The sequence below is a fragment of the uncultured Methanobrevibacter sp. genome (assembly GCF_902769175.1).
Taxonomy (GTDB): Archaea; Methanobacteriota; Methanobacteria; order Methanobacteriales; family Methanobacteriaceae; genus Methanobrevibacter.
Genome location: NZ_CACXNW010000002.1, coordinates 40,153 through 61,840 on the forward strand (window position 1 = coordinate 40,153; position 21,688 = coordinate 61,840).

General features: G+C 31.4%; 22 protein-coding genes. 10 read left to right on the forward strand and 12 right to left on the reverse strand.

All coding sequences use genetic code 11. The features are described from left to right. The first annotated feature begins 71 nt into the window (after positions 1 to 71). The 5 genes from cofD (at position 72) to QZV12_RS00940 (ending at position 5,125) form a co-directional block, all read left to right on the forward strand. Positions 72 to 977, forward strand: a complete 906-nt coding sequence (gene cofD, locus QZV12_RS00920; RefSeq protein WP_295615767.1) for a 2-phospho-L-lactate transferase — start codon at positions 72 to 74, stop codon at positions 975 to 977. Between the two features lie 271 nt (positions 978 to 1,248). Beyond that, complete coding sequence (locus QZV12_RS00925) at positions 1,249 to 2,010, forward strand: GTP cyclohydrolase III (protein WP_295615770.1); 762 nt, start codon at positions 1,249 to 1,251, stop codon at positions 2,008 to 2,010. Between the two features lie 137 nt (positions 2,011 to 2,147). Next, positions 2,148 to 2,861: an MJ0144 family RNA dihydrouridine synthase-like protein gene (locus QZV12_RS00930; RefSeq protein ID WP_295615773.1), complete on the forward strand. Its 714-nt coding sequence runs from the start codon at positions 2,148 to 2,150 to the stop codon at positions 2,859 to 2,861. Between the two features lie 321 nt (positions 2,862 to 3,182). After that, the gene (locus QZV12_RS00935) at positions 3,183 to 4,235 is read left to right on the forward strand and encodes a hypothetical protein (RefSeq protein WP_295615776.1); all 1,053 of its coding nucleotides are present in this window, start codon (positions 3,183 to 3,185) and stop codon (positions 4,233 to 4,235) included. Further along, on the forward strand, positions 4,226 to 5,125 hold the full coding sequence (locus tag QZV12_RS00940; protein WP_295615779.1) for a hypothetical protein: 900 nt from the start codon (positions 4,226 to 4,228) through the stop codon (positions 5,123 to 5,125). The genes QZV12_RS00935 and QZV12_RS00940 overlap by 10 nt, the downstream gene beginning before the upstream one ends. A 52-nt stretch (positions 5,126 to 5,177) precedes the next feature. Here the strand turns inward: QZV12_RS00940 and QZV12_RS00945 are convergent, their stop codons facing one another. After that, positions 5,178 to 5,435 carry a TfoX/Sxy family protein gene (locus tag QZV12_RS00945; protein ID WP_295615782.1) on the reverse strand — a complete coding sequence of 86 codons (258 nt, stop codon included), beginning with the start codon at positions 5,433 to 5,435 and terminating at the stop codon, positions 5,178 to 5,180. 224 nt (positions 5,436 to 5,659) lie between these two features. On the opposite strand from QZV12_RS00945, the gene QZV12_RS00950 reads away from it, so the two are divergent. From QZV12_RS00950 to hemA, 5 genes are all read left to right on the forward strand, one after another. Next, a complete protein-coding gene (locus QZV12_RS00950) occupies positions 5,660 to 6,298 on the forward strand; it encodes a DUF134 domain-containing protein (protein WP_295615785.1) in 639 nt (212 codons plus the stop codon). A gap of 205 nt (positions 6,299 to 6,503) precedes the next feature. After that, on the forward strand, positions 6,504 to 8,114 hold the full coding sequence (gene atwA / locus QZV12_RS00955) for a methyl coenzyme M reductase system, component A2 (RefSeq protein WP_295615788.1): 1,611 nt from the start codon (positions 6,504 to 6,506) through the stop codon (positions 8,112 to 8,114). 429 nt (positions 8,115 to 8,543) lie between these two features. Beyond that, entirely contained in the window at positions 8,544 to 9,026 is a 483-nt protein-coding gene (locus QZV12_RS00960) for a methanogenesis marker 9 domain-containing protein (RefSeq protein ID WP_295615791.1), read from the forward strand. Positions 9,027 to 9,077: 51 nt separating this feature from the next. After that, positions 9,078 to 9,698 carry a bifunctional precorrin-2 dehydrogenase/sirohydrochlorin ferrochelatase gene (locus tag QZV12_RS00965; RefSeq protein ID WP_295615794.1) on the forward strand — a complete coding sequence of 207 codons (621 nt, stop codon included), beginning with the start codon at positions 9,078 to 9,080 and terminating at the stop codon, positions 9,696 to 9,698. Between the two features lie 45 nt (positions 9,699 to 9,743). Continuing rightward, positions 9,744 to 10,946 (forward strand): glutamyl-tRNA reductase, encoded by a 1,203-nt coding sequence (gene hemA / locus QZV12_RS00970; protein WP_295615797.1) that lies wholly within the window; start codon positions 9,744 to 9,746, stop codon positions 10,944 to 10,946. Between the two features lie 128 nt (positions 10,947 to 11,074). On the opposite strand, the gene QZV12_RS00975 is transcribed toward hemA, so the two are convergent. The 11 genes from QZV12_RS00975 to QZV12_RS01025 all read right to left on the reverse strand — a co-directional run bounded on the left by QZV12_RS00975 (position 11,075) and on the right by QZV12_RS01025 (position 21,663). Continuing rightward, the gene (locus QZV12_RS00975) at positions 11,075 to 12,202 is read right to left on the reverse strand and encodes an AAA family ATPase (protein WP_394350713.1); all 1,128 of its coding nucleotides are present in this window, start codon (positions 12,200 to 12,202) and stop codon (positions 11,075 to 11,077) included. Positions 12,203 to 12,554: 352 nt separating this feature from the next. Further along, positions 12,555 to 14,687: an Ig-like domain-containing protein gene (locus QZV12_RS00980; RefSeq protein WP_295615800.1), complete on the reverse strand. Its 2,133-nt coding sequence runs from the start codon at positions 14,685 to 14,687 to the stop codon at positions 12,555 to 12,557. A 50-nt stretch (positions 14,688 to 14,737) separates the two neighbouring features. Then, positions 14,738 to 15,100 carry a hypothetical protein gene (locus tag QZV12_RS00985; RefSeq protein ID WP_295615803.1) on the reverse strand — a complete coding sequence of 121 codons (363 nt, stop codon included), beginning with the start codon at positions 15,098 to 15,100 and terminating at the stop codon, positions 14,738 to 14,740. A 63-nt stretch (positions 15,101 to 15,163) separates the two neighbouring features. Next, positions 15,164 to 16,000 carry a TIM barrel protein gene (locus QZV12_RS00990; protein ID WP_295615806.1) on the reverse strand — a complete coding sequence of 279 codons (837 nt, stop codon included), beginning with the start codon at positions 15,998 to 16,000 and terminating at the stop codon, positions 15,164 to 15,166. Between the two features lie 156 nt (positions 16,001 to 16,156). After that, a complete protein-coding gene (locus QZV12_RS00995; protein ID WP_295615809.1) occupies positions 16,157 to 17,173 on the reverse strand; it encodes a phosphorylating glyceraldehyde-3-phosphate dehydrogenase in 1,017 nt (338 codons plus the stop codon). 406 nt (positions 17,174 to 17,579) lie between these two features. Continuing rightward, positions 17,580 to 18,266, reverse strand: a complete 687-nt coding sequence (locus QZV12_RS01000; RefSeq protein WP_295615812.1) for a hypothetical protein — start codon at positions 18,264 to 18,266, stop codon at positions 17,580 to 17,582. A gap of 146 nt (positions 18,267 to 18,412) precedes the next feature. Then, on the reverse strand, positions 18,413 to 18,955 hold the full coding sequence (locus tag QZV12_RS01005; protein ID WP_295615816.1) for a DUF2284 domain-containing protein: 543 nt from the start codon (positions 18,953 to 18,955) through the stop codon (positions 18,413 to 18,415). A gap of 44 nt (positions 18,956 to 18,999) precedes the next feature. After that, positions 19,000 to 19,275, reverse strand: a complete 276-nt coding sequence (locus QZV12_RS01010) for a hypothetical protein (RefSeq protein ID WP_295615819.1) — start codon at positions 19,273 to 19,275, stop codon at positions 19,000 to 19,002. Next, on the reverse strand, positions 19,256 to 19,684 hold the full coding sequence (locus QZV12_RS01015) for a hypothetical protein (RefSeq protein WP_295615822.1): 429 nt from the start codon (positions 19,682 to 19,684) through the stop codon (positions 19,256 to 19,258). The genes QZV12_RS01010 and QZV12_RS01015 overlap by 20 nt, the downstream gene beginning before the upstream one ends. 50 nt (positions 19,685 to 19,734) lie before the next feature. Further along, on the reverse strand, positions 19,735 to 20,796 hold the full coding sequence (locus QZV12_RS01020) for an Ig-like domain-containing protein (RefSeq protein ID WP_295615825.1): 1,062 nt from the start codon (positions 20,794 to 20,796) through the stop codon (positions 19,735 to 19,737). A 327-nt stretch (positions 20,797 to 21,123) separates the two neighbouring features. Continuing rightward, positions 21,124 to 21,663, reverse strand: a complete 540-nt coding sequence (locus QZV12_RS01025; RefSeq protein ID WP_295615828.1) for an AAA family ATPase — start codon at positions 21,661 to 21,663, stop codon at positions 21,124 to 21,126. Positions 21,664 to 21,688: the final 25 nt, after the last annotated feature.

The window sequence follows — 21,688 nt, forward strand, 5'->3', positions numbered from 1 at the left end:
AGAAATTTAAAAATTTATCTTATAAAACTAAAAAAAGAATTTTATGCAAACCTATTAAACGAGATGTTATCATGATTACAATACTTTCTGGAGGAACTGGTACTCCAAAATTGATTCAAGGAATAAAGGAAATCTATCCTGAAGAGGAAATAACAGTTATAGTGAATACTGTAGAAAACCTATACATGTCTAGAGGATATATTGCAGCAGACATTGATACTGTAATGTATACCTTTGCAGACATTATCGATGATGAGTTTTGGTATGGAATCAAGGGAGACACTTTCCTTGTTAGAGAATATCTAATGGACCTTGGAACAGAAGAACTTCTTAAATTGGGAGATAGAGACAGAGCAACCAAACTTCAAAAAGCAATCCTGCTTGAAGAAGGATGGACATTAAGTGACATCGTAGAATTGCAAAAAAGCAAATTAGGAGTTAAGGCAACAATTATCCCAATGAGTGATGAAGAGTCTGAAATAACTATTGTAACCAAGGAATATGGAGAAATCGAATTCCATGAATTCCTAATAAAATACCAATGCAACTGTGATGTTCTTGAAGTAAAGTACGGTGATGTCTCTCCAAGTCCAAAGCTTATTGAAGCAATAGAAAAAGCAGATAAAATAATAATGGGACCATCAAATCCTATCACTTCAATCAGACCAATCATTTCAATCAAGGGGGTTGAAGAGGCATTGAAAGAAAAGGATGTTATTGCAGTATCCCCATTTGTTGGTACATCTGCATTTAGTGGCCCTGCAGGACAATTCATGAATGCCTTTGGTTTGGAAACATCTTCAAAAGGAGTTGCAGAGGTTTATAGGCCATTCCTAAAAACACTTGTCATAGACAATCAAGATGAAGACCTTAAGGAAGAGGTTGAAAAGATCATTCCAAATGTCATAGTGACCAATACTTTCATGAAAACAATTGAAGACAAGGTCAATCTTGCAAAAGTGGTTTTAGATAAATAATCATCAAAAATAAAAAGGGATAAACAGATCCTAAAATTTAGAAAAAAATCATCAAAAATAAAAAGGGATAAGAAATACTAAAATTTAGAAAAAATCATCAAAAATAAAAAAGGATAAACAAATCCTAAAAAATACATAAAATAATTATTAATAAAAAACTTTAGAAAAGTATTAAAAAATAAACTATTTTTAAAAAAAATATTTCCTAAATGCTTAAAGTTTAAATATGATTTTAGTTATAACTAAATATATTACTATTAGGTGAAAATATATGATACAAATGACTTTGATACAAATCGATAATTATGGTCCATGGACAGTAACTCCAAGACCACGTACAGAATCTGACCTTCAAATATTACAAGCAGAACTTTTTGCAGATGTACAAAGATTGATAGCTGCTAAAAAAGGTTTAGTATTCTTTACAAGATTTGATAATCTACTTGCAGTAACAAACGGTCTTAATGAAGAAGACCACATGAGAATTCAAAGATCCATTAGAAACAGATACCCAATCACAATCAGTATGGGTGTAGGAGCAGCAGAAACTGCACATGAAGCTCAAAGATTAGCAACCATTGCACTTCAAAAGGAAGGTGGAGCTCAATCTTCTGGAAGAAAAGAAATACTAGCAATCAACAATTTAATTGAAAACCCAGAAGACAGTTTCGTACAAGCTGCACATATTGATATCAACAGTGTTACTGAAACTTTAACTGACATTGAATCTGCTTTTGATACAATCTTTATGGTAAACAAAGCTCAACATTACCTCATGACCAAGTTAAGAGAAAAAGGAGCATTATTGTTCTTTATTGGTGGAGACAACTTCATGTCCCCATGTAATGGCTTAAGCGAAGATGACCTTACCCAAATTCTTAAGGAAATCTATGATGAAATCGGAATCGGTTTAAAGGCAGGTATTGGTAGAGCAGACAATATGGAAGATGCTGCATACATGGCAGACATCGGACTTGAAATTATTCGTGCAGGAAATAATAAAGATTGGATACATGTAATTGAAGAACTTTAAAAAAAATCTTATTTTCACTTAATTTAACTCTCTTTATTTTCCTTTTTTTATTTTTATTTTTTAATTTTTAACTATTTTTAAAGAAAAATTATTTATGAACTATTTAAGGAAGTGTTAACATTAAAGTACTTGCACCTATGGCAGGAATAACAAATGCGGAATTTGCAATGAAACTCATACCTTATGGATTTGACACAGTCACCATTGGAGGATACAATACTGACAATGAGTCAATAGAGGCTTGTGAAAAAATCATAGCAAGAGGTAGAAAAGAGTTCAATTATCCTAAAAAAGAAATCTATGAAGTAATTGAAAATGAAGTTAACACAATTAAAGACAGTTTTGATGTGACAGTGAGTGCAAACTTAAGAGGAACAACTCCAGATCCATTGATTGAAATAAGCAAAATAAAGAACTTGGACATAATTGAAATCAACTGCCATTGCAGACAGGAAGAGCTTGTTGCAGTTGGATGTGGACAAAGCATGTTGCTAAGACCAGATTTGGAAGATTATGTCAAAGAGGTTGTCAAAAAATCAGAATCAAAAGTTTCAATGAAAATGAGAGCAAATGTAGAAGGTGTTGACAACCTTGCAATAGCTAAACTGGCAGAAGACTGTGGAGTAGACTATCTGCATATTGATGCGATGAAAAAAGGAGTTAGAGATGCTGATTTTGACTTAATCAAGGAAATATCAGAAAATACAAATATTTTCATCATTGGAAACAATTCAATCAATTCCATTGCACAATTAGAAAAAATGTTGAATGCAGGAGCAAATGGAATTTCAATAGCTAGAGCTGCTATTAACGGAAAATTAAATTTTGATTTGAATGAAATTAAAATTTAATTATTTTTTCTTTTTTTTTTTGAGTTTGTAAAAAAGTTTAGGCTTAAAATCATAATTTGATTTTTACTTATAAAGAGATCTAATAAAATTATAATAAGCCTATAAAATTTTACAGCCACCTTTTTTTAAATTTTTATACATTTCGATAAAATTACGTACTATTTTTATACAATTAACTTTTTATAAAAAATTTTTTTTAAATTTGAAAAATATTCAATTTCTGAACTAATATATGAATAAAATATATTGTTTAAAAAAATTTATATTAATAATGTTATATAAATAATATTAAAAAATAAACAATTTTTAGGAGATACAACTATGAAATTCCAAAGATATGCCACTTTGGTACTGATACTCTTAGTTTGTATGATTAGTATCTCTGCAGTTAATGCAGCAGATGATTCTACAAGCGGCATTATCAGTACTAGCGATAATGAAGAATTAATTTTAGATGAAATAATCAGCGATGATGTTTCAACAAGCACTGATGCTGATGATATAGAACTAAATTTAGCTGACAATGATGATGTAGATGAAATTATTTCCAGTACTGAAGAACCAGCATTAAAAGAAGAGCAAACAGGTTCATTTACAGATTTAAATAATCTTATTGCTAGTGGAAATGCTGATAATCCAATTACTTTAAACCGCAATTATAAATATACTGATGATGATTCTGATTTTAATAACGGAATCAATATAAACCATGCGATAATAATTAATGGTGCGGGATTTACAATAGATGGATCAAATAAAGCACGTATTTTTAATATAACTTCAGATAATGTCATATTCAATGACATCACTTTTATCAATGCTTACCGCATAGGTTCCAATGGAGGAGCCATTACAGGAGATTGTACTGCAATAAACTGTAACTTCATAAACAACACCGCTGAACTCAGAGTAGGAATAACCGATGATGGCACTGTAACCTTCTTTGGTTCTGGTGGTGCCATGATGGGAGGTACTGCAATAAACTGTAACTTCATAAACAACACAGCAGGCTTGCTTGGAGGGGCTATGTTTGGTGGTAATGCAATAAACTGTAACTTCATAAACAACACAGCAGATCAACAAGGAGGGGCTATTTATCAAGGTTATATGACTCTTTGTAAGTTTGTAAATAATGAATATTATGATACTGGAATTACTTCTGCTAATTTTATTGCTCTAGACTTTACTTCCACCTATAACTCTGGTGAAAAATTAATATTCAATGTACTAGCTGACAAAAAACTTTATGATGGCCTTAACACCACCATTAAAGTTTATCAAGGTGACAACTTAGTAGGAACCTATTATGGATTAAGTGGTAACCAAGGAGGATGGGCTCCTAATTTGAATCCGGAGAATATAAAGTGGTCTTAAGTCTCGAAAATATTGCAGGAATCAATGATTGCACAATTAATATAAAAATTTTAGGTCAAACTACCATCAAAACAAACAACCTTGTAACTGCTTATAATAGTGGTGATAACTTCATTATTACCTTAAGTTATGGTAAACCTTTAAGTGGAGTTGCTGTGACTGTTGATTTCAATGGTGCTGTAAAAAATTATACAACTGATAATAATGGTCAAATAAAAATATCTACCAAAGGATTAACAGTAGGAAATTATAATGCTAAAATCTCTTATGCAGGAGAAGGTTGCTACTTAGGATCAACTGCTAGCGCTGTTGTGAAAATCAACAAAGCTAAAACTAAAATTACAGCCCCTGCAATTACTGCAACTTATAATAAGTACAAAGATTTAGTAATTACTTTAAAAGACAGCAATGGAAAAGCTTTAAGCAACGCTCAAGTAGTCATATATCTAAATGGTATTAAAAAACTCACTACTGATAAAAATGGACAAGTAAAAATATCCACTAAAGACTTGGCACCAAAAGCATATTCAGTAGACATCTTATATAATGGAAATGAGAACTACGTGGACTCCTCTGCTACTACAAAAATAACAGTTAAAAAAGCTACTCCAACATTGACTGCCAGTGCAAAAACCTTCAAAGTTAGTGTAAAAACTAAAAAGTACAGCATTACTTTGAAAGACAACACAGGAAAAGTCATGAAAAACACTAAAGTTACTTTGACTGTCAATAAGAAAACCTATACTGTAAAAACTAACAGTAAAGGTATAGCTACCTTCTCAATTACCAACTTAAATAAAAAAGGTAAATTTACTGCAACTGTTACCTATGCAGGAAGCAGCTACTACAACAAAGTAACTAAAAAATCAGTGATTACTATAAAAGCTTAAAATTAAATTAAAAGAGTTTAAAACCAAACTCTTTTTTCTCTTTTTTATTAATTCATTCCTTGTTCAAATTATAAAACGCTTTTAAGTTTTCCTTATCTTCTTCAGATAAGTTATGCCAACGAATGTTTTGTACAGCACCCTCCAATGCCATTAATCTATTTAAACATGCACTATCATCTATTTCTTTAATTTTTAGCCATGCCTCTTTACTTCCAAGATTGATTAATTCATCGACAGTGTTTATCCCTACATCATTTAACTGTTTTTCAAGTACTTTTCCAATATTTGGCAGTTTAGATAGTTCACCCATTTTAATACCTCACTAACTGTTAAAAAATATTATTGTATTTCATTTCCCCTTAAATCCATTTATTTTAAATTTGTATTTTCAGTTTATAAAATTTTGCACATTTTCAAAAGACAAACTATATATTAAATGTTATGAATATATATTCATAATAAATATATATTCATAATGAAATCATTATCAAATATATTAAATCTTAATAAATTTTAAGAAAATGGAGAGAATAAATGGTTAGGCCAAAGATAGAAAGGAGAATTGTGAAAAAACCTGATTATACTTGCCTAAAGCATGGAGATGTGCTTGAAAATGATCAAGAAACAATCAAAATGAATCTTGATGAATTTGAAGCAATCAGATTAGGTGATTATCACAATATAAAGCAAAAAGAGGCTGCAGAATTGATGGGAATTTCACAGCCTACATTCCACAGAATCATTAACTCTGCAAGAAAAAAGACAGCAATGTCCTTAATTGAAGGCAAGAAAATTGAAATAAACAATGAAAACTTCCAAGGGGAAGAAAAGATTTACATCTGCAAGGATTGTGGATTTCAATGGAACAATCCCAAAAAGGAATACACAAACTGTCCCGACTGCAAGTCTCAAAACATTGAAATAATCAAGAATGATTTGGAAAGCAAATCATCTGCTCCGCAAATCTTCAATGTACCTGAAGCTTCAAAATATCCTTTGAATGAAAGACGTTCATTTGGAGGATCAGGAAGTGGAAGAGGACCATCAAAAGCATGCGAATGTCCTAACTGCGGTTACATAGCACCAAAGATTAGAGGATTCCCATGCAGAAACATAAAATGTCCTGAATGCGGAACACCATTATGCGGTTCAAATCATAAGGAAAAAAGCTAATGAAAACAATGAAATTTGATAGAAATGTGTAAAAATATCAAAATTTATATTAATAATATCGTTTATAAATAATATACATATAATTTAATAAATTAATTTTTGATATAAATCTAAAAATAAATTTAATGAATAAATTTAATGAAATATCAAAAAATCTAATAAAAAATTAAAATAATTATAATTACAACAATTATCAGGTGGGCTTATGTCTTTCATAACTTTAAAAAATATTAATAAGTTATTTAATGGAGAACCTGTTCTTAAAGATATTAACTTAACTATAGAAGAAGGTTCTACCTTAGGTATTCTCGGTAGAAGTGGTAGTGGAAAATCTGTTTTAATCAATATGCTAAGAGGTACAAAGGAATACGCTCCAGACAGTGGACAAGTAATCTTTGACTTGGCAATTTGTGAAAACAAAAAATGCTTGCATGTTGAACCTGCTTCAAAGGCTGGTGAAAAATGTCCAGAATGTGGAGCAGAATTAAAAGCTAAGGAAATTGACTTTTGGAATGCTGACAGATTAGAAAAGGCAGCAATCAGAAGAAGAATTTCCATCATGCTTCAAAGAAACTTTGCATTATACGATGAACAAAGTGTAATTGAAAACGTATTGAATGCAATGGGTGACGAAGGCAGATACGAAGAAGAGAATATTTACAACGCTATTGACTTATTGGAAATGGTTCAAATGAGTCACAGGGTTACTCACATTGCTCGTGACTTAAGTGGAGGAGAAAAGCAAAGGGTATTGCTTGCAAGACAATTGGCTAAAAATCCAATGTTGCTTTTAGCAGACGAACCAACAGGTACCTTAGACCCACAAACCGCTGAAAAACTTCACCAAACCTTGATTGAAGGTGTAAAGGATGAGGGAATCAGTATGGTAATCACTTCCCACTGGCCAGAAGTTATGAATCAATTAGCTGACGATGCAATATGGTTAGACAATGGAGAAATCATTGAACATGGTCACCCAGATGTCATCGTTCCAAAATTCCTTGAAACAGTTCCTCAAGCTGAAAGAGTGGAAAAAGTTGAGCACACCGAAGAAATCATTAGAGTAAAAGACATCAAAAAACATTACTACTCAATTGAAAGAGGAGTGGTTAAGGCTGTAGACGGCGTAAGCTTAACAATCAACCAAGGAGAAATCTATGGTATTGTAGGTCTTAGTGGATCAGGTAAAACCACATTAACCAGAATGATGATTGGATTAACTGAACCAAGTGCTGGAGAGCTTGAAATTAAATTAGGTGATGATTGGATTGATATGAAAAAGCCAGGCCCATTAAACAGAGGCCGTGTAACTCCATACTTAGGTTTATTACACCAAGAATACTCATTATATCCTCACAGAGACATTTTAGGAAACTTAACTGATGCTATCAGCTTAAACTTACCTGCAGAATTTGCAAAAATCAAAGCGGCACATATCCTTGAAACCGTAGGATTTGAAAAGGAAAAATCCATGAGCATTTTATCCAAATGGCAAGATGAGTTAAGTGGAGGAGAAAGACACAGAGTAGCTCTTGCACAAGTTCTCATTAAGGAACCTAATATTGTAGTATTAGACGAACCAACAGGTACCATGGATCCAGTTACAAGAATCATTGTAACCAATTCCATCTTAAAAGCAAGAGATGAATTGGACCAAACCTTTGTAATTATTTCTCACGATATGGATTTCGTATTAGATGTTTGTGATAAGGCAAGCCTAATGAGAGGAGGAAAACTCCTCAGTACTGGAACTCCAGAAGAAATCGTTGCAGAGTTAACTGGTGAAGAAAAAGCAGATATGATTAAAGACCATTAACCCAAGCTTTTTTGGCCTTCGGCCAAAAAACCTTGACCAAAATATTTTCATTTGATACTTTGGTAAAAATCTTTTAATTTTCTTTTTTTTTTTATTTAAATTATTTACTATTTTTTATTTTTAAATTTATTTCAATACATAAATTCTTATTTTTTAAATGAAAATTTTAACTTTATTCCAATACAGGAATCATTATTTTTTTAAATGAAAATTTTAACTTTATTCCAATACAGGAATCATTATTTTTTTAAATGAATATATTCTGTAAATAATTTTTTTAAACTTTTTAAACTATTTTTATTCAAATTTCTAAATTTTTTTAAAAACTTATATTAATATAAACAAACAAAATTTATAATGTTATAATATTAATTAAATAAAATTTATTAATATTCATTAAATTATTTACTAAAAATTAGAGGAAAAATTATGGTATGGGAAAATTCACCGTCACATATTTGTAGAGGAGGAGATGTAAGAGGACTCGCATTCTGTTGTCCTCCAGTAAAACCTTGCCCTATCATGGGAGCTTTAAGAGAAGTTGGATTGACTCCTCAAGAATTCTTAGACATCAAACAAAAATTTGCAAGTGAAACAAGATTAGGAGAAGGACCAGCAACTTGCTTCGGTTCTTTAGTATGGTGCTGCAAAACTTCAAAACCTTGTCCTTTAAGAGACATGACCTTAAACCAAATAGGCATGAGTGAAGAGGAATATATGGATTTGAAAAAGCAATTATCAGAAGTTATATTAAATGCAGGAACACCACCTACATCAAATGAAGCAGTCTTTGCACTTTCACAAACCTTTGACATTAGTGAAGCTGAAGCTGAAAAGGTCCTTGCAGACTGTAATAATGACTTAAGAATGGCTGTAAAATTACTTAAGCTTAAAGAATTGGAAAAGAAATAATCTTTCAAAACGTTCCATCAATTGGATAATTCAAAATAATCATGTGATAATATGGGATTGACTTCTCTCTTTTTTGAAGTTGAAAACAAGAATGTTTTCATTTTAGGCACTGGCGAAGTGGCTACTAGAAGAGCACATCGCTTTTTAGATAAAGGTGCCAATGTCATTTTAGCAGGAAATTCAATTGATGATGAATTAACTAAAAAAGGTGCCATATTAACACCCTTAAAAGACCTTGAGGATATGGTTAAATGGAGCGACATAGTGATTACCGCAAGCGGTGATGAAAAGCTATGCGAATACATAGCATCAATCAGTCAAGGAAAACTAATAAACCGAGCAGACAAGCCAGAAAAGGGAAATATAATAGCACCAACTACTTTTTTAATAGATGATATAGAAATATCAATTTATACAAATGGGCAAAGTCCTTTAATGGCAAGAGAATTGAGAAAGAAAATCCAATCCATAATCACTGAAGAGGATATTTTAGAAATAAAGCTTCAAGACTATGCAAGAAAACTCTTAAAAGAAAAAATAGATGAGCAAAAGCTAAGAAAAGATTATCTGGAAAGCATTCTAAATAATGAAGAAATAAGGATTTGCTTAAAGGAAAATAAATTAGACGAAGCTAAGAAACTTGCTGAAAACCTCATAAACTCTGAGCTATAAAAAAATATTTACTTAACTTATCAAAAAAATAAAGGAGAATCAAAATTGATAATCAATATACGTGTAGACCATACTCTTGCAGATATAGAAACTATGGAAAAAGTTTCAAAAGACTTAAAAAAATTGTTTTCTGCAATAAAAGAAGAAATAGACATAAAAGAATATATTGAAATCAATACATGCAATAGATATGAATATTTCCTTTATACAGATGATTGCAAAGACTTGGACTTGGATTGTGAAAACAAATATATCATAATTCAGTATAATGACGATGCAGTATTGCATTTATTCAGAATGACTTCAGGTCTTGAATCCATGATTATCGGCGAAGACCAAATCTTAGGCCAAGTTAAGGATTCCAAAAGGAAAAGCGAAAGGGAAGGCCATTGCGGCAAGAAATTAGATGCTGTCTTTACAAAGGCAATTCATGTTGGCCAAGTTGTAAGAAACAAGACCAAAATCAATCAAGGATCAATCTCAATCGGTTCTGCAGCAGTTGACCTTGCAGAAGAGCATCTTGGAGATTTGCAGGACAAGCATGTTCTTGTAATAGGTGCAGGTAAGATGGGAACCCTTGTAGCAAAGGCATTAGCTGAAAAGAACTTGAAAGCCATTTTTGTTGCAAACAGAACATATTATAAAGCAATTAAATTAGCTGAGGAACTTGATGGAGAAGCAATTCTTTTTGATAATTTAGAAGAAAAATTGACTAATGCAGATCTTGTAATAAGTTCCACAGGTGCACCTCACCCAATTGTAAATAAAGAAAGATTATTAAGGGTATTTAATGAAAAGATACCTGAAAAAATGATTTTCATCGATATTGCAAATCCAAGAGACATTGAAGAGGATGTTAAAGAATTAGGAATTGACTTGTTCAACATTGATGATTTAAGAGGCATTGCAGAAAAAAATAAAAAGCTTCGTGAAAAGGAAGTTATAGAAGCGGAAAAGATAATTGAAAATGAGTTTGATTTGCTTAAAGAATCCTTCAATTTAATTGAAATAAATGCATTACTTGGTAGTTTAAGAGAGTCTATGGAAGAGATAAGACAACGTGAGAGTCAAAAAGGTATAGTTAAACTAAATAAGGTAGATGCAAAGGATATAAAAACCATAGATAAGATGACTAAGTCAATTGTCAATAAGATATTTTATGACATTTCCGAAAACATTAGAAAAACTGCAAAAAACAATGACGAAGAGTTCATAAGAATATGTGAAACTATTTTAAAAGTAGATTAAGATTAAAACTTTAAAAAAAAAGTGATTTTAGAAATAGATCAATAAAAGATTAAAAAAAAAAGCAAAAAAAGGCCAAAAAGGTCAAAAAGGCTAAAAAACTATTTTAAAAATTATTAAAAGAGAATGTTTTATTCAAACATTCCTTTAACTTCTTCTTTTTTATATTTATTTAACTTTAATGCAAAATAAACATCATCCAATGTTACTGTTTCCTTATCATTGATGATTGCATTATGGAGAGCTGTTTTCAATATTTTTTCCTTAATGTCTCTGCCAGACATCCTTTTGGAAAGCTTGACTAATTTTTCAATGTCCAAATCATAGTTTAATGGATAAGTGTTAAGATTCAATTGGATGATTTCCCTTCTTTCAATATCATTTGGCAATTTAAATTCAATTTCCTCTTCAAAACGACTTCTAATTGCAAAATCAATAGTTGAAGGATTATTGGTTGCTGCAATAGTTACTACACCATCATTTGGATTGATTCCATCCATTTCAGTTAAAAGGGAATTTACAATTTCAGATACATCTCCCCTTAATGATTGGAATGACCTATGCAATGCAATAGCATCAATCTCATCAATAAAAATCAGAGACGGAGCTGACTTCAAAGCAGTTTCATACAATTCATGAATCTTGGTTGCTGCATCTCCAACATGGTCTCCAATCAAGGATGTGGCCTTGACTAAAAATAAGTTAATGTTCAATTCATTTGACAACGCCTTTGCAAGCATGGTTTTTCCAGTTCCAGGAAGACCATAGAACAAAACATTCTTAGGAGCCCAATTGCCGAATTTCTCAGGGTCTTGAAGATACTTGTAAATCAGCTTTGATTTCTTTTTGGCATTTTCCTGACCTACTACATCATCAAAGAAAACATTGGATTTGACTCTTTTTACATTATCAGTCTTTTCTTCATCATTAGTGATTATTGTTATGGAAGTGTTTTCTCCGATAATGGAATCTTCAGGATATGCAGTAATGATCTTAAATGCAAAGTCTGGAATGATCTTTTGATCAAAAAGATAAGAACCTGTCTTTACACTTGTTCCTCCCCATTGATCTATTGCATACTGTTCAAAAAGAACCTTATCGGATATCTCTAAATTATGCCCTTCCAAAAGACCAAAATTAAATGGATAACCTGCAGTTTCCAATACAAGAACTTTAGTTTCATTCTCAACCAAATTAGGTTTATTTATAATGGAAACTTCGGATTTCTTTTTATTTGAACTTTTATTTTCAGATTTCACATTTATCACATCATTGTTAAAATTTAAATTGTTAACTGTTTAAAATTTTAAATAAATTTTATTTAATTATTAGATTAATTATTATATTTCTAACCATATTTAAATATTTTCATTAAAGGAAATATTATAAAAAAATTATTTAAATATGGAAAAAATGAAAAATAGAAAAAGATCCAATAGAATGAAATAATAATGGAAAAATAAAAGAATTAGAGAATAAATGAAAGAATAATATAAGAATAAAATAATAAAAGAATAAGAAAAAATAAAAGAATAGAAAATAAATGAAACTATAAAAAAAATATGAATAAAATAAAAAGAATAGCAAACTATCCTTTTTTTTAAAAAAAAACTATCTTATAATCAATTTAGCTGTTTTGTTAATGCTTGAATATGTACTATCCCCCGCATATTTAGCTGTGAAAGTGTAAGTTCCCTTTTTAGTTAAACTTACATTAACTGTTGCAACTCCTTTTGAATTTGTTTTTGCAGAGTATGTTTTTCCATTAAGGGTGAAAGTGACCTTCTTATTAGGAATTAATGTTCCTTTGTTTGATTTAAAGGTTGCAGACAATGTTTTTGTCTTTGCACTTGCAGTATAGGATTTGCTAGGAACTGTTAAGCTTGGTGTTTGTGTTTTTACATCGATTTTTGCAACAACAAAGGATGCATTGTAGCTGTCATTTCCAAGGAAGCAGATTGCAAAGGTGTAAACTCCTTTGTAACCAAGGTTGATTTGAAGTTGTGCATAACCCTCTCCATCAGTAACAATTCCATCCTCATAATCGTAAACTACACCGTTAAATCCGATTTTCATTGGAACATTTGGCAATGGATTGTCATCCTCATCCACTAATCTCCATTTGAAGAATTCTCCAACACGACCATCGTTGTTATAGTCTATAGCAGTGGTATATAAATTTTCAAAAATGATTTTAGTCCCTTTTCTTAATCCAGGATTTTGATAGAAAACAGCCAATTTATCACTAACACTCAAACCATTATTATCAGTATAGTTAACTATGATGGTACTGTCATCAGAGATAGTTAAATTAGCCTTTCCTTCATCATCTGTTTGCAAGCTAGATTTTTCACCATTGACTATTGCTTCAACATTTGCATGGACTATAGGATTGCCATCTAAGTCTTTAAGATCAATGAAAACAGTATTCCTTTCTACACTGACATTTATGGTGGCATTTACTACAAGAGGTTTTTCCATTACTTTGAATTCATAAAGGGCAGTAGAGGTTTTATATAAATCATCTCCAATGAAACTTGCCACAATACTATAATTGCCTGCTCTTAAACCACTGAGAATTCTGGAATCATAAGACATTACAGTATAATTAAGGACAAATGGATTTAAAGAGCCTAATTCACATAAACTAACATTGAATAACTTGTTTAATAAACTATTGTTTAAATCAGTTATCTTAACGTTTATCTTAGCATCTTGTCCATAGACAATATCCATTACATCGATTTGAATTTTGGTATTTGTGTATACGGTAAAAGGAATTGAATCAGTAGTGTATGAATCATATCTGTCGGTTCCATTGTAAACAAAGTAAATGGCATGAACTCCTATGCTGTCACAGACATATGAATAATTTTCACCAATATGTGTTGTACCTACTTTTACATTATCTGCATAGACATCAAGGTCACAGGTAAAACCAGAGTCTAGACTGTAAACCTCAAATACTGCAGATTGACCTATTTCCACATTATTTTCATTAAGATTAACTATAATAACAGGATTTATCTTATTGACTCTGATATGAACAGTTTCAGTAGTGAAATTATTGTATATGGCATTGCCAGCATATACAAAGTAAAGGGAATGATCCCCTACATCCATACCGGTGAAAGTGAAAGTCTCATTAATGTTTACTGTACCCACTTTTTCATCATCTACATAAACATCAAGAATTGCAGAATCAAGAGTGTCATTAGCATTAAAAGTCAAATGAGATTCCTCATCGATTGAGATGTCATCATCATCCACATTGCCAGTTATATTGACATCCCTTTTAGTTGCATTGACTGTAATGACAGATGATTCTGCAGGAGTGTAATTCTCATTTCCTGCAAAAACTGCTTTGATGTTATAACTGCCTTCACCTAAAGCATAAAAGGAAAGAAGCACCTTTACATTAAAATCACCCTTATAAACATCATTGATATAAAGGCTTATGTTTATATCATCTACAGGTCCGTCTAAAGAACTTGCATTAAAGATAAGTTGTACTTGCTCTTCAACTTTTATATCATATTTTTGAGCAGCAATTTCTAAAAACAATGGCTTTCTATGGGCATATGTGACAGTAAGCTCTTTAGTGGCAGGATTATAAAATTGATTTCCTCCATAAACGAATTTAATCGTATTCTTGCCAAGAGCTAAATTCTCAACAGTGATAGGATATTCATCATCATCAACAATGTATTTCTGTACAAAGCGGTCATTGAGATAAAGGTCCACATCACAAAGAACATAAGGACTTTCTCCATCAAATACTCCAATAGTTAAATTTACCTATTCTCATCTACAATAGCAGGGCAATTAACAATAATCTCAACATCATCAGGGTCATCATTTAAAATATAATCATCTGAATTTTCACTTAGATTTTTATTCTGATTTTCACTTAATGCATCAGTATCCTCATTAAATATATCATCTTCTGCAGACACAGATAATGGGCCATCATCCTCATTAAAGTCATCTTCCTCTGCAGAGACAGTTAATGCATCAGCATCCTCATTTAAAATCTCTTCATTTGAAGTGCTGATTAAATCAGTTTTCAAATCCTCAGGTGAAGAAATAGAATTATCTGCACTTAAGTCGCTTGCTGCAGATACCATTGCAATACTTAAAAAGAATATTAAAAGCATTGACAGTAACATCATTCTTTTATTAAAGCATTCCTCATTTTATCCCCCCAAAAGATTAAATGGTTAAATTAAAGTATCATAAAGCTGCTTCATTCGTAAAGCATCCTGATCTATCAAAGGTGTTTCACAAATGATAGTGGCTTTCCAATCGTTTTCAATTAAATTCAATAGAAGATCCTTAATGTGAGGACCATATTCATCATCTTCAGCTAAAGTATGGTGCTTTTTTTCACCTTTGTCAGTATATTCAATTGTAGTGAAATGACAATGCAATCTATCAATATCCAAATTGTCTTCAAGTTTTGAAAAGATGCAATTGTAATCTTCCTTTTTATTTAAAATTCCCCTTCCTCTCGCATGAACATGAGCAAAATCAATAGTCGGCTCAAAATGGTCAAAGCTTGCACACATTTCAATGATTTCGTCAACATTTCCTAACTGGGAACGTTTCCCAGATGTTTCAGGTGCAAAAGTGAAATTTTCTATTCCCTCTTCTTCACACCTTTCCAAAAGTCTTGCATAAGTCTTTTTAGCCAAATCCATACAGACTTCAGGCTTTCTGCTGGAATAAAAACCAGGGTGGAATGCAAGCCTATAAGCTCCCATGAATTCCCCAACCTTTGCAGATTGAACTAGCCTTTCAATGGAAGAATCAATTTTTTCCTCTTCTTTAGAGCATACATTGATATAATATGGGCAATGCATTGACATTAAAACGCCATATTCATCAGCACAGTCTCTAAGCTTAAGTGCAGAGGATTCTCCTATTCTAACCCCATATGTTGATTGGTATTCAAAAGCGTACAATCCAAGAGGGCCTAAGAACTTAGGAGATTCAAATGCCTTTCCATTAAAATCAATTGGTTTTCCAGCTGGACCAAAAATAACATTATCTTTCATAAAAACACCATAAACAGTAAGTATGATAAAAATACTTCATAAATCTTGAATAATTCAAGACAATGAAATAAATTAAAAAAATATTAAAAAAATAAATTAAAAGATAAAAAAAGAAGAAATTAAATAGAAATTCCTATTTAATTTAAAATGATTGATTTAAAAAATTCCCATTGCCTTATTGGTTTTAGCAATGGATTTTTCATTGTCAGATTCCATTTCCAACATTGCACGAATAGCATCTACATTTTCAGGGACTACATCAGATTCTTGGTGTACCGCTTGCATGTAGAACAATTCATTGTCAACAACGTTTATGGATTCTTTCCATACTGGAATCTCATATAAATCGTTTCTGCTTCTTCCTAAATCTTTAGCATATTCCATAAGAGCTGCAGTTGAGTCTAAGCCAGCTGCTGCTTCAACCACCATAACTCTGGAACGTTTCTCAAGGACGTCAATGACTTCATCATTGGTGACTTCATTGCCAATTTCAACCATAAGGTTGTGTTGGTGCATTAAAGTGGTAGGAACAAGTAAAGCCATAGTAGTTACATCAATGCCTTTCATTACAGTCTGTACATCAGGACCGTGGTGAGAAGGCACTTTTGGAGGGTTAGGAACAATAGCGTTAATAGGACCTTTCTTAACTTCAGATGGGTCAGATCCTCTTCTAACCATTACAGCACGAACCTTTTTAATATCCACTAATGGATTAAGGGTGTGTAAAGTACGGGTTAAACCAGTGGTGTTACAGGATACTACTCTAGCATAGTCAGCACCAAATGAATCATCATAGTTAGAGAAGGAGTTAAATGACAATCCAGTTAATTCATGATCTTCTCCACCTTGGTAAATAGCTTTTACACCAGCTTTCTTATACATTTCAAGGTTTTGAGGACCGATGTTTCCTGGAGTACAGTCAACTACAATGTCCGCTTCTTGAACCATATCTTCAACAGTACCTGCAATTTCAATTCCTGCTTCCTTAAAGAGATTTTCTCTTTCAGGAATTCCAATGTATAAAGGATAACCTTTTTCTTCCACTGCAGTTTTTGCTTCAAAGTTTGGTCTGGTCTTACTTACACCAATAATTTTCATATCATCTTGAGCAGCTACAGCATCAGCCACTCTTTTACCAATAGTTCCAAATCCATTAATAGCTACAGATTTCATTTTTAAACTTCCTTAATAGAATTAAATTTTGAAAAGCTAAAAATCATTTATAAAAAATGTTTTAAAACTTTAAAATTTTTAAGTTATATAAAATTATAATTAATTGTTTAAAAGTTTTAACAACTTTAATTATATAATTTAAGTTTTATTATTTAATCTATATATAATTTAATATTTAATCTACAATCCTTTTTAAAGAAATCAGTGTAAATAAATTAGTCCTATTTTAATTGATTTCCACCATTATAATATTAAAAAAAGGAAAAAATAAAAGAAAATAAAATAAAGTAAATGAAAACTAAAAAAAGGAAAAAATAAAAGAAAATAAAATAAAGTAAATGAAAACTAAAAAAAGGAAAAAATAAAAGAAAATTAAAAAAAAAGTAAATGAAATAAAAAAGAAAAATTAGAACACCCATTCCTGACTTTCAGGAGCTGAATGTTTCTTTCCTTCTTCATCAATATAATATTTAGTTCCATCGCTTCTGTGATGTATGTAAACATGACAGTCATATCCTGCCTTATCAGAAAGGTCTAAATCTTCTACCCATTCTGTAACCCCATTGTTATTAGAACTGGAAGTGCTAGAAGCACTGGATGCAGAATGTTCTGCCTTAGTAATTGCCTTTGCAGTTACAGTGCCATTTCCAACAGCAACTTGTGTACTGTCATCAGTAGCCAATTTGACATCTGCACTATCCAACACATTTCCTTCCATATCATAAAGGGTTACAATTGCACGGTCAGGATATTTGGCAAATGAATCCTTGCTTTCACATACAACGCTGCCATCAGAACCGACTGTTTTTGTAGACTTATCACCATCATTCAAGTTTTTTCCATCTCTGCTATATAGAATATCCACAGAGATGTTTTCATTAGAATGATTGGATCCTACATTTATAGTGCAAACAGTCTTTGCATCTAAAGAATGGTCTGTTGAAAAGCTAGCGTTTATAATATGCATAGGTTCTTTTTCTGCAAATAAATTCAAATCGCTGCCAGAATTCAAGTAAATGAATATGCCTATAACAAAAGTTGCACATAATAAGGCAACAACAATAATTATTGTTTTATTATTATCTAATTCCATTTTTTTCACCCCCTAAAATATAAAATAAAAAAACTAAAAAACTAAAATATCTTATTTAAGAAATTTCTGATTAAAAAACTAAATATCATATTTAAAAAATTTAGGATTAAAAAATTCAAAAATCTTAAAACCATTAAACATAGAAGTCATTCCAGTAAAACAATGCCATAACAGAAATAGCTGTCATTTTCCTTATCAATTCCTAAAATATCATATCCATTATTTTCTATTGTCTTATGAATGTCTACACCACAGGCTTCACCAGAGGGACGGGCCTGATTTGGATATTTGCATTCATCCAAATTGCATTCCTCTCCTTTTGAATGACAGATCATACATGGGCCTGCTCCCATTCCAAATGCCTTATAATATCCAAAGTGAGCACAAAGATTTTCAATATCACAGGATATCTTGCTTATTCCTCCAACATCATCTTCAATGGAAGCTAAACTGACCTGAAATAGGATTGCTGTTTTATATGAATTCACCATACCTATAAACTCCTCAGCCTTAGGAGCGTAAGGGGGACATACAAGAGTTTTTCCATAATTAGGACAGCCAAATTGACATTTTAGTCTTGTCCATGGCTCAACCACAATGGTTTTTGTGTCAATGTATTTAAATTCAAAATTCTTATAATCCTTAGTTAAATCATTAATCTTAACTGACAATTCATCAAAATCGATCATAAAACAACAACCTAAAACATTCTTAATTTTAAAATGAAAATCCCTTATTTTCCAATATGAGGGATTCTTTCATTTGTATTATGGCGAGCCCAATTGGTACCCATGCTTGAATAGAAATTCCCTACATTTCTTTTGACATTAGCAGTTAAAGAATAGTTAAGTCTGACAATCAAACCAGGAGTGTCATTGGCAAATCTTGATTTCACATATTTGACAGTTAGCCATTTAGTCGGCATTTTATCAGCTCCACCGTTGTATTCTCCTCTTGAATTTGAAATCAAGACATTTTTACCGTCTTTGCTAATGTCTACAATCGCCAAATAGTGACCTCGAATATGGAATATTAAAGCAGCCCCCTCCTTTTTTAAGTTCTTTAAAAGCATCATTTATGCCACTTTTATAATAAAATGAACATTTAAAATGATTTTTCTCCAATGCTCTTTTAAGACCATCAGGATGGGATCCATAGCCTCTCCTAGCACCAGAAAGCTTTACCAAATAACTTTCACATACATAATTTCTTAAAACTTGACTGCACATGCTGCTTGATGTAGGACCACATGAATAAACAAGATTCTGTTCATCTCTCACTTCAGCGTATGTGTAGGATTTGCATTTTAAGGATACAGTGATTTGAGGCCAATAATCTCTTTTATTCATTTTAACTATTTTGGTATTAAGTGCCCTTTCAATCACATTCCACTTTTTACGGTAAATGATATGATTCAAAGTAGGTGCCCATTTAGATTGGAAGAAAGTGTACTTTGAAAGCTTGTTATTTAAAAATAAACAGTAACTTCTCTTCTAATAACACTTAAATATTGTGACTTATTTAGAGAGTAGATCATTTGTCCATTAGCAAGAGCATAATTTCCCCCTAATACATCTACATCTGGACGGCCATTCACTAATGGAATCTTATTCTTATAAGGGCTTTTTATATCTCCCACAACACCTTTAATAGTTTTCTTTGCTAAAGATGGAGCAATTTTTGAGTTTCCATTAAAAACAGCAGATATGTTTATCACTCCAGTACCTGCTTTAGGCTTGAATATCATTATTCCTTCCTTATTTGTGGTTTTATTGAACTGCTTGCCATTAACAGTAATCTGTAGAACCTTATTTCCAATGAGTGATTGATTTTCACATCTAAGATAAATCCTCAGATAACCATTTGTTAAAAGCTTTGCATTTCCAATGCTAATTGCACTTGCTCTTGGAACATATAAATTCAAGGATTTTATAACTGCACTATGGTTTTCATCACCATTATAAGTAATTTTCAAAGGATAAGTTCCAAGGGCTAAATTAACCTTAAACCATGCTTTTCCTTGTGCATTGCTTACTGCACTATATGTCTTTCCATTAACTGCAAATGAAACTTTTTGATTAGCCAATCTATTGCCTAATTCATCTTTCAAGTATATGTAAAAATATTTGCCATTAGCCACCAAATTGCTTACAGGGCTAATAACTGAATTAACTTTAGAAGAGCTAACTGGATCCACTGGTTCTTCTTGTGTGATTACATCATCAGATTTTGCTTGTATTACCTGATTGCTGTCTTCCATTTCATCTTGATTAGCGACTTCAGTTTCATCTTGCATTTTTTGAATAGGGACATTTTCCTCTGCATCAAGAATTTCATCACAGGAATCATCAGATATGACTGTTTTTTCTTCAATAAGTCCAAGATCATCAATGGAAGATTCTTGAACGTCTCCATCGACTAAACTGACTGACAATCCATTGGATGGGATATCATCAGATGCATTAACAGCCCCCAATGTTAAAATAAGTAAGAAAAACAAACTTATTATTAAAATATTCTTTATTTTCATGTTATCCCCAACAAAAAATTCAATAAATATTATAAAAATTAGCAATTGTTAAAAAAATTCCCCAATAATTATAAATTTAAAGTATAGATTTAAATATTTGTCTATTTAATTTCGCAAAATTATAAGAAAACAATAATAATAAATTTAAAAATTTAGCAATTAAACTCATAAAATCATAAGCAAACAACAATAATAAATTTAAAAATTTAGCAATTTTACCCAATAATAAGCAAACAACAATTATAAATTTAAAAATTTAGCAATTTTACCCAATAATAAGCAAACAACAATTATAAATTTAAAAATTTAGCAATTTACCTCATAAAATCATAAGCAATCATCAAAATCTTCAATGATTAAAGTGTTTAAGTCATCATCAGATATGTCTTCAATATTCACCAACCTATCTGCTTGATTGGAAAGAACTTTCTCAAAAATGTTTCTGACATATCTTCCGTTTGCAAAATTATCTCCTCTGCATTTATAAACATCTTCAAAATGACCTTTTAAGAAGGATTCTGCCTTTTTATCAAGCTTTAGATTTGATTCTTCCTCCATAGAAACGAATATGTCAAACAATTCCTGAGGATTATAATCTTCAAAGAAGAGATGCTTATTGAATCTTGATTCCAAACCTGGATTGGAATGCAAGAAGTCGTCCATCAGCTGAGGATAACCTGCCACTATAACGATAAAATCATCACGATTGTCTTCCATAGCTTTTAGAATGGTGTCAATAGCCTCTTCACCAAAATCATTTTCACCTTTTGAGGATAGTGCATAAGCTTCATCAATGAATAAGATTCCACCCATTGCCTCTTTGATCTTATCTTGAGTTTTAATTGCAGTTTGACCTACATAACCCATTCCTTCTTGTAGTATTTCCCCTACT

What these genes read in the sequence shown, in the direction of transcription:
- QZV12_RS00935 (WP_295615776.1), top strand. Translation starts at nt 3,183, where the DNA reads ATGAAATTCCAAAGATATGCCACTTTGGTACTGATACTCTTAGTTTGT.
- QZV12_RS00985 (WP_295615803.1), bottom strand. Translation starts at nt 15,100, where the DNA reads ATGCTTTTAATATTCTTTTTAAGTATTGCAATGGTATCTGCAGCAAGC.
- QZV12_RS00960 (WP_295615791.1), top strand. Translation starts at nt 8,544, where the DNA reads ATGGTATGGGAAAATTCACCGTCACATATTTGTAGAGGAGGAGATGTA.
- cofD (WP_295615767.1), top strand. Translation starts at nt 72, where the DNA reads ATGATTACAATACTTTCTGGAGGAACTGGTACTCCAAAATTGATTCAA.
- QZV12_RS00945 (WP_295615782.1), bottom strand. Translation starts at nt 5,435, where the DNA reads ATGGGTGAACTATCTAAACTGCCAAATATTGGAAAAGTACTTGAAAAA.
- QZV12_RS00995 (WP_295615809.1), bottom strand. Translation starts at nt 17,173, where the DNA reads ATGAAATCTGTAGCTATTAATGGATTTGGAACTATTGGTAAAAGAGTG.
- atwA (WP_295615788.1), top strand. Translation starts at nt 6,504, where the DNA reads ATGTCTTTCATAACTTTAAAAAATATTAATAAGTTATTTAATGGAGAA.
- QZV12_RS01005 (WP_295615816.1), bottom strand. Translation starts at nt 18,955, where the DNA reads ATGATCGATTTTGATGAATTGTCAGTTAAGATTAATGATTTAACTAAG.
- QZV12_RS00965 (WP_295615794.1), top strand. Translation starts at nt 9,078, where the DNA reads ATGGGATTGACTTCTCTCTTTTTTGAAGTTGAAAACAAGAATGTTTTC.
- QZV12_RS01000 (WP_295615812.1), bottom strand. Translation starts at nt 18,266, where the DNA reads ATGGAATTAGATAATAATAAAACAATAATTATTGTTGTTGCCTTATTA.
- QZV12_RS01020 (WP_295615825.1), bottom strand. Translation starts at nt 20,796, where the DNA reads ATGAAAATAAAGAATATTTTAATAATAAGTTTGTTTTTCTTACTTATT.
- QZV12_RS00950 (WP_295615785.1), top strand. Translation starts at nt 5,660, where the DNA reads ATGGTTAGGCCAAAGATAGAAAGGAGAATTGTGAAAAAACCTGATTAT.
- QZV12_RS00925 (WP_295615770.1), top strand. Translation starts at nt 1,249, where the DNA reads ATGATACAAATGACTTTGATACAAATCGATAATTATGGTCCATGGACA.
- QZV12_RS01025 (WP_295615828.1), bottom strand. Translation starts at nt 21,663, where the DNA reads ATGGGTTATGTAGGTCAAACTGCAATTAAAACTCAAGATAAGATCAAA.
- QZV12_RS00930 (WP_295615773.1), top strand. Translation starts at nt 2,148, where the DNA reads ATGGCAGGAATAACAAATGCGGAATTTGCAATGAAACTCATACCTTAT.
- QZV12_RS00990 (WP_295615806.1), bottom strand. Translation starts at nt 16,000, where the DNA reads ATGAAAGATAATGTTATTTTTGGTCCAGCTGGAAAACCAATTGATTTT.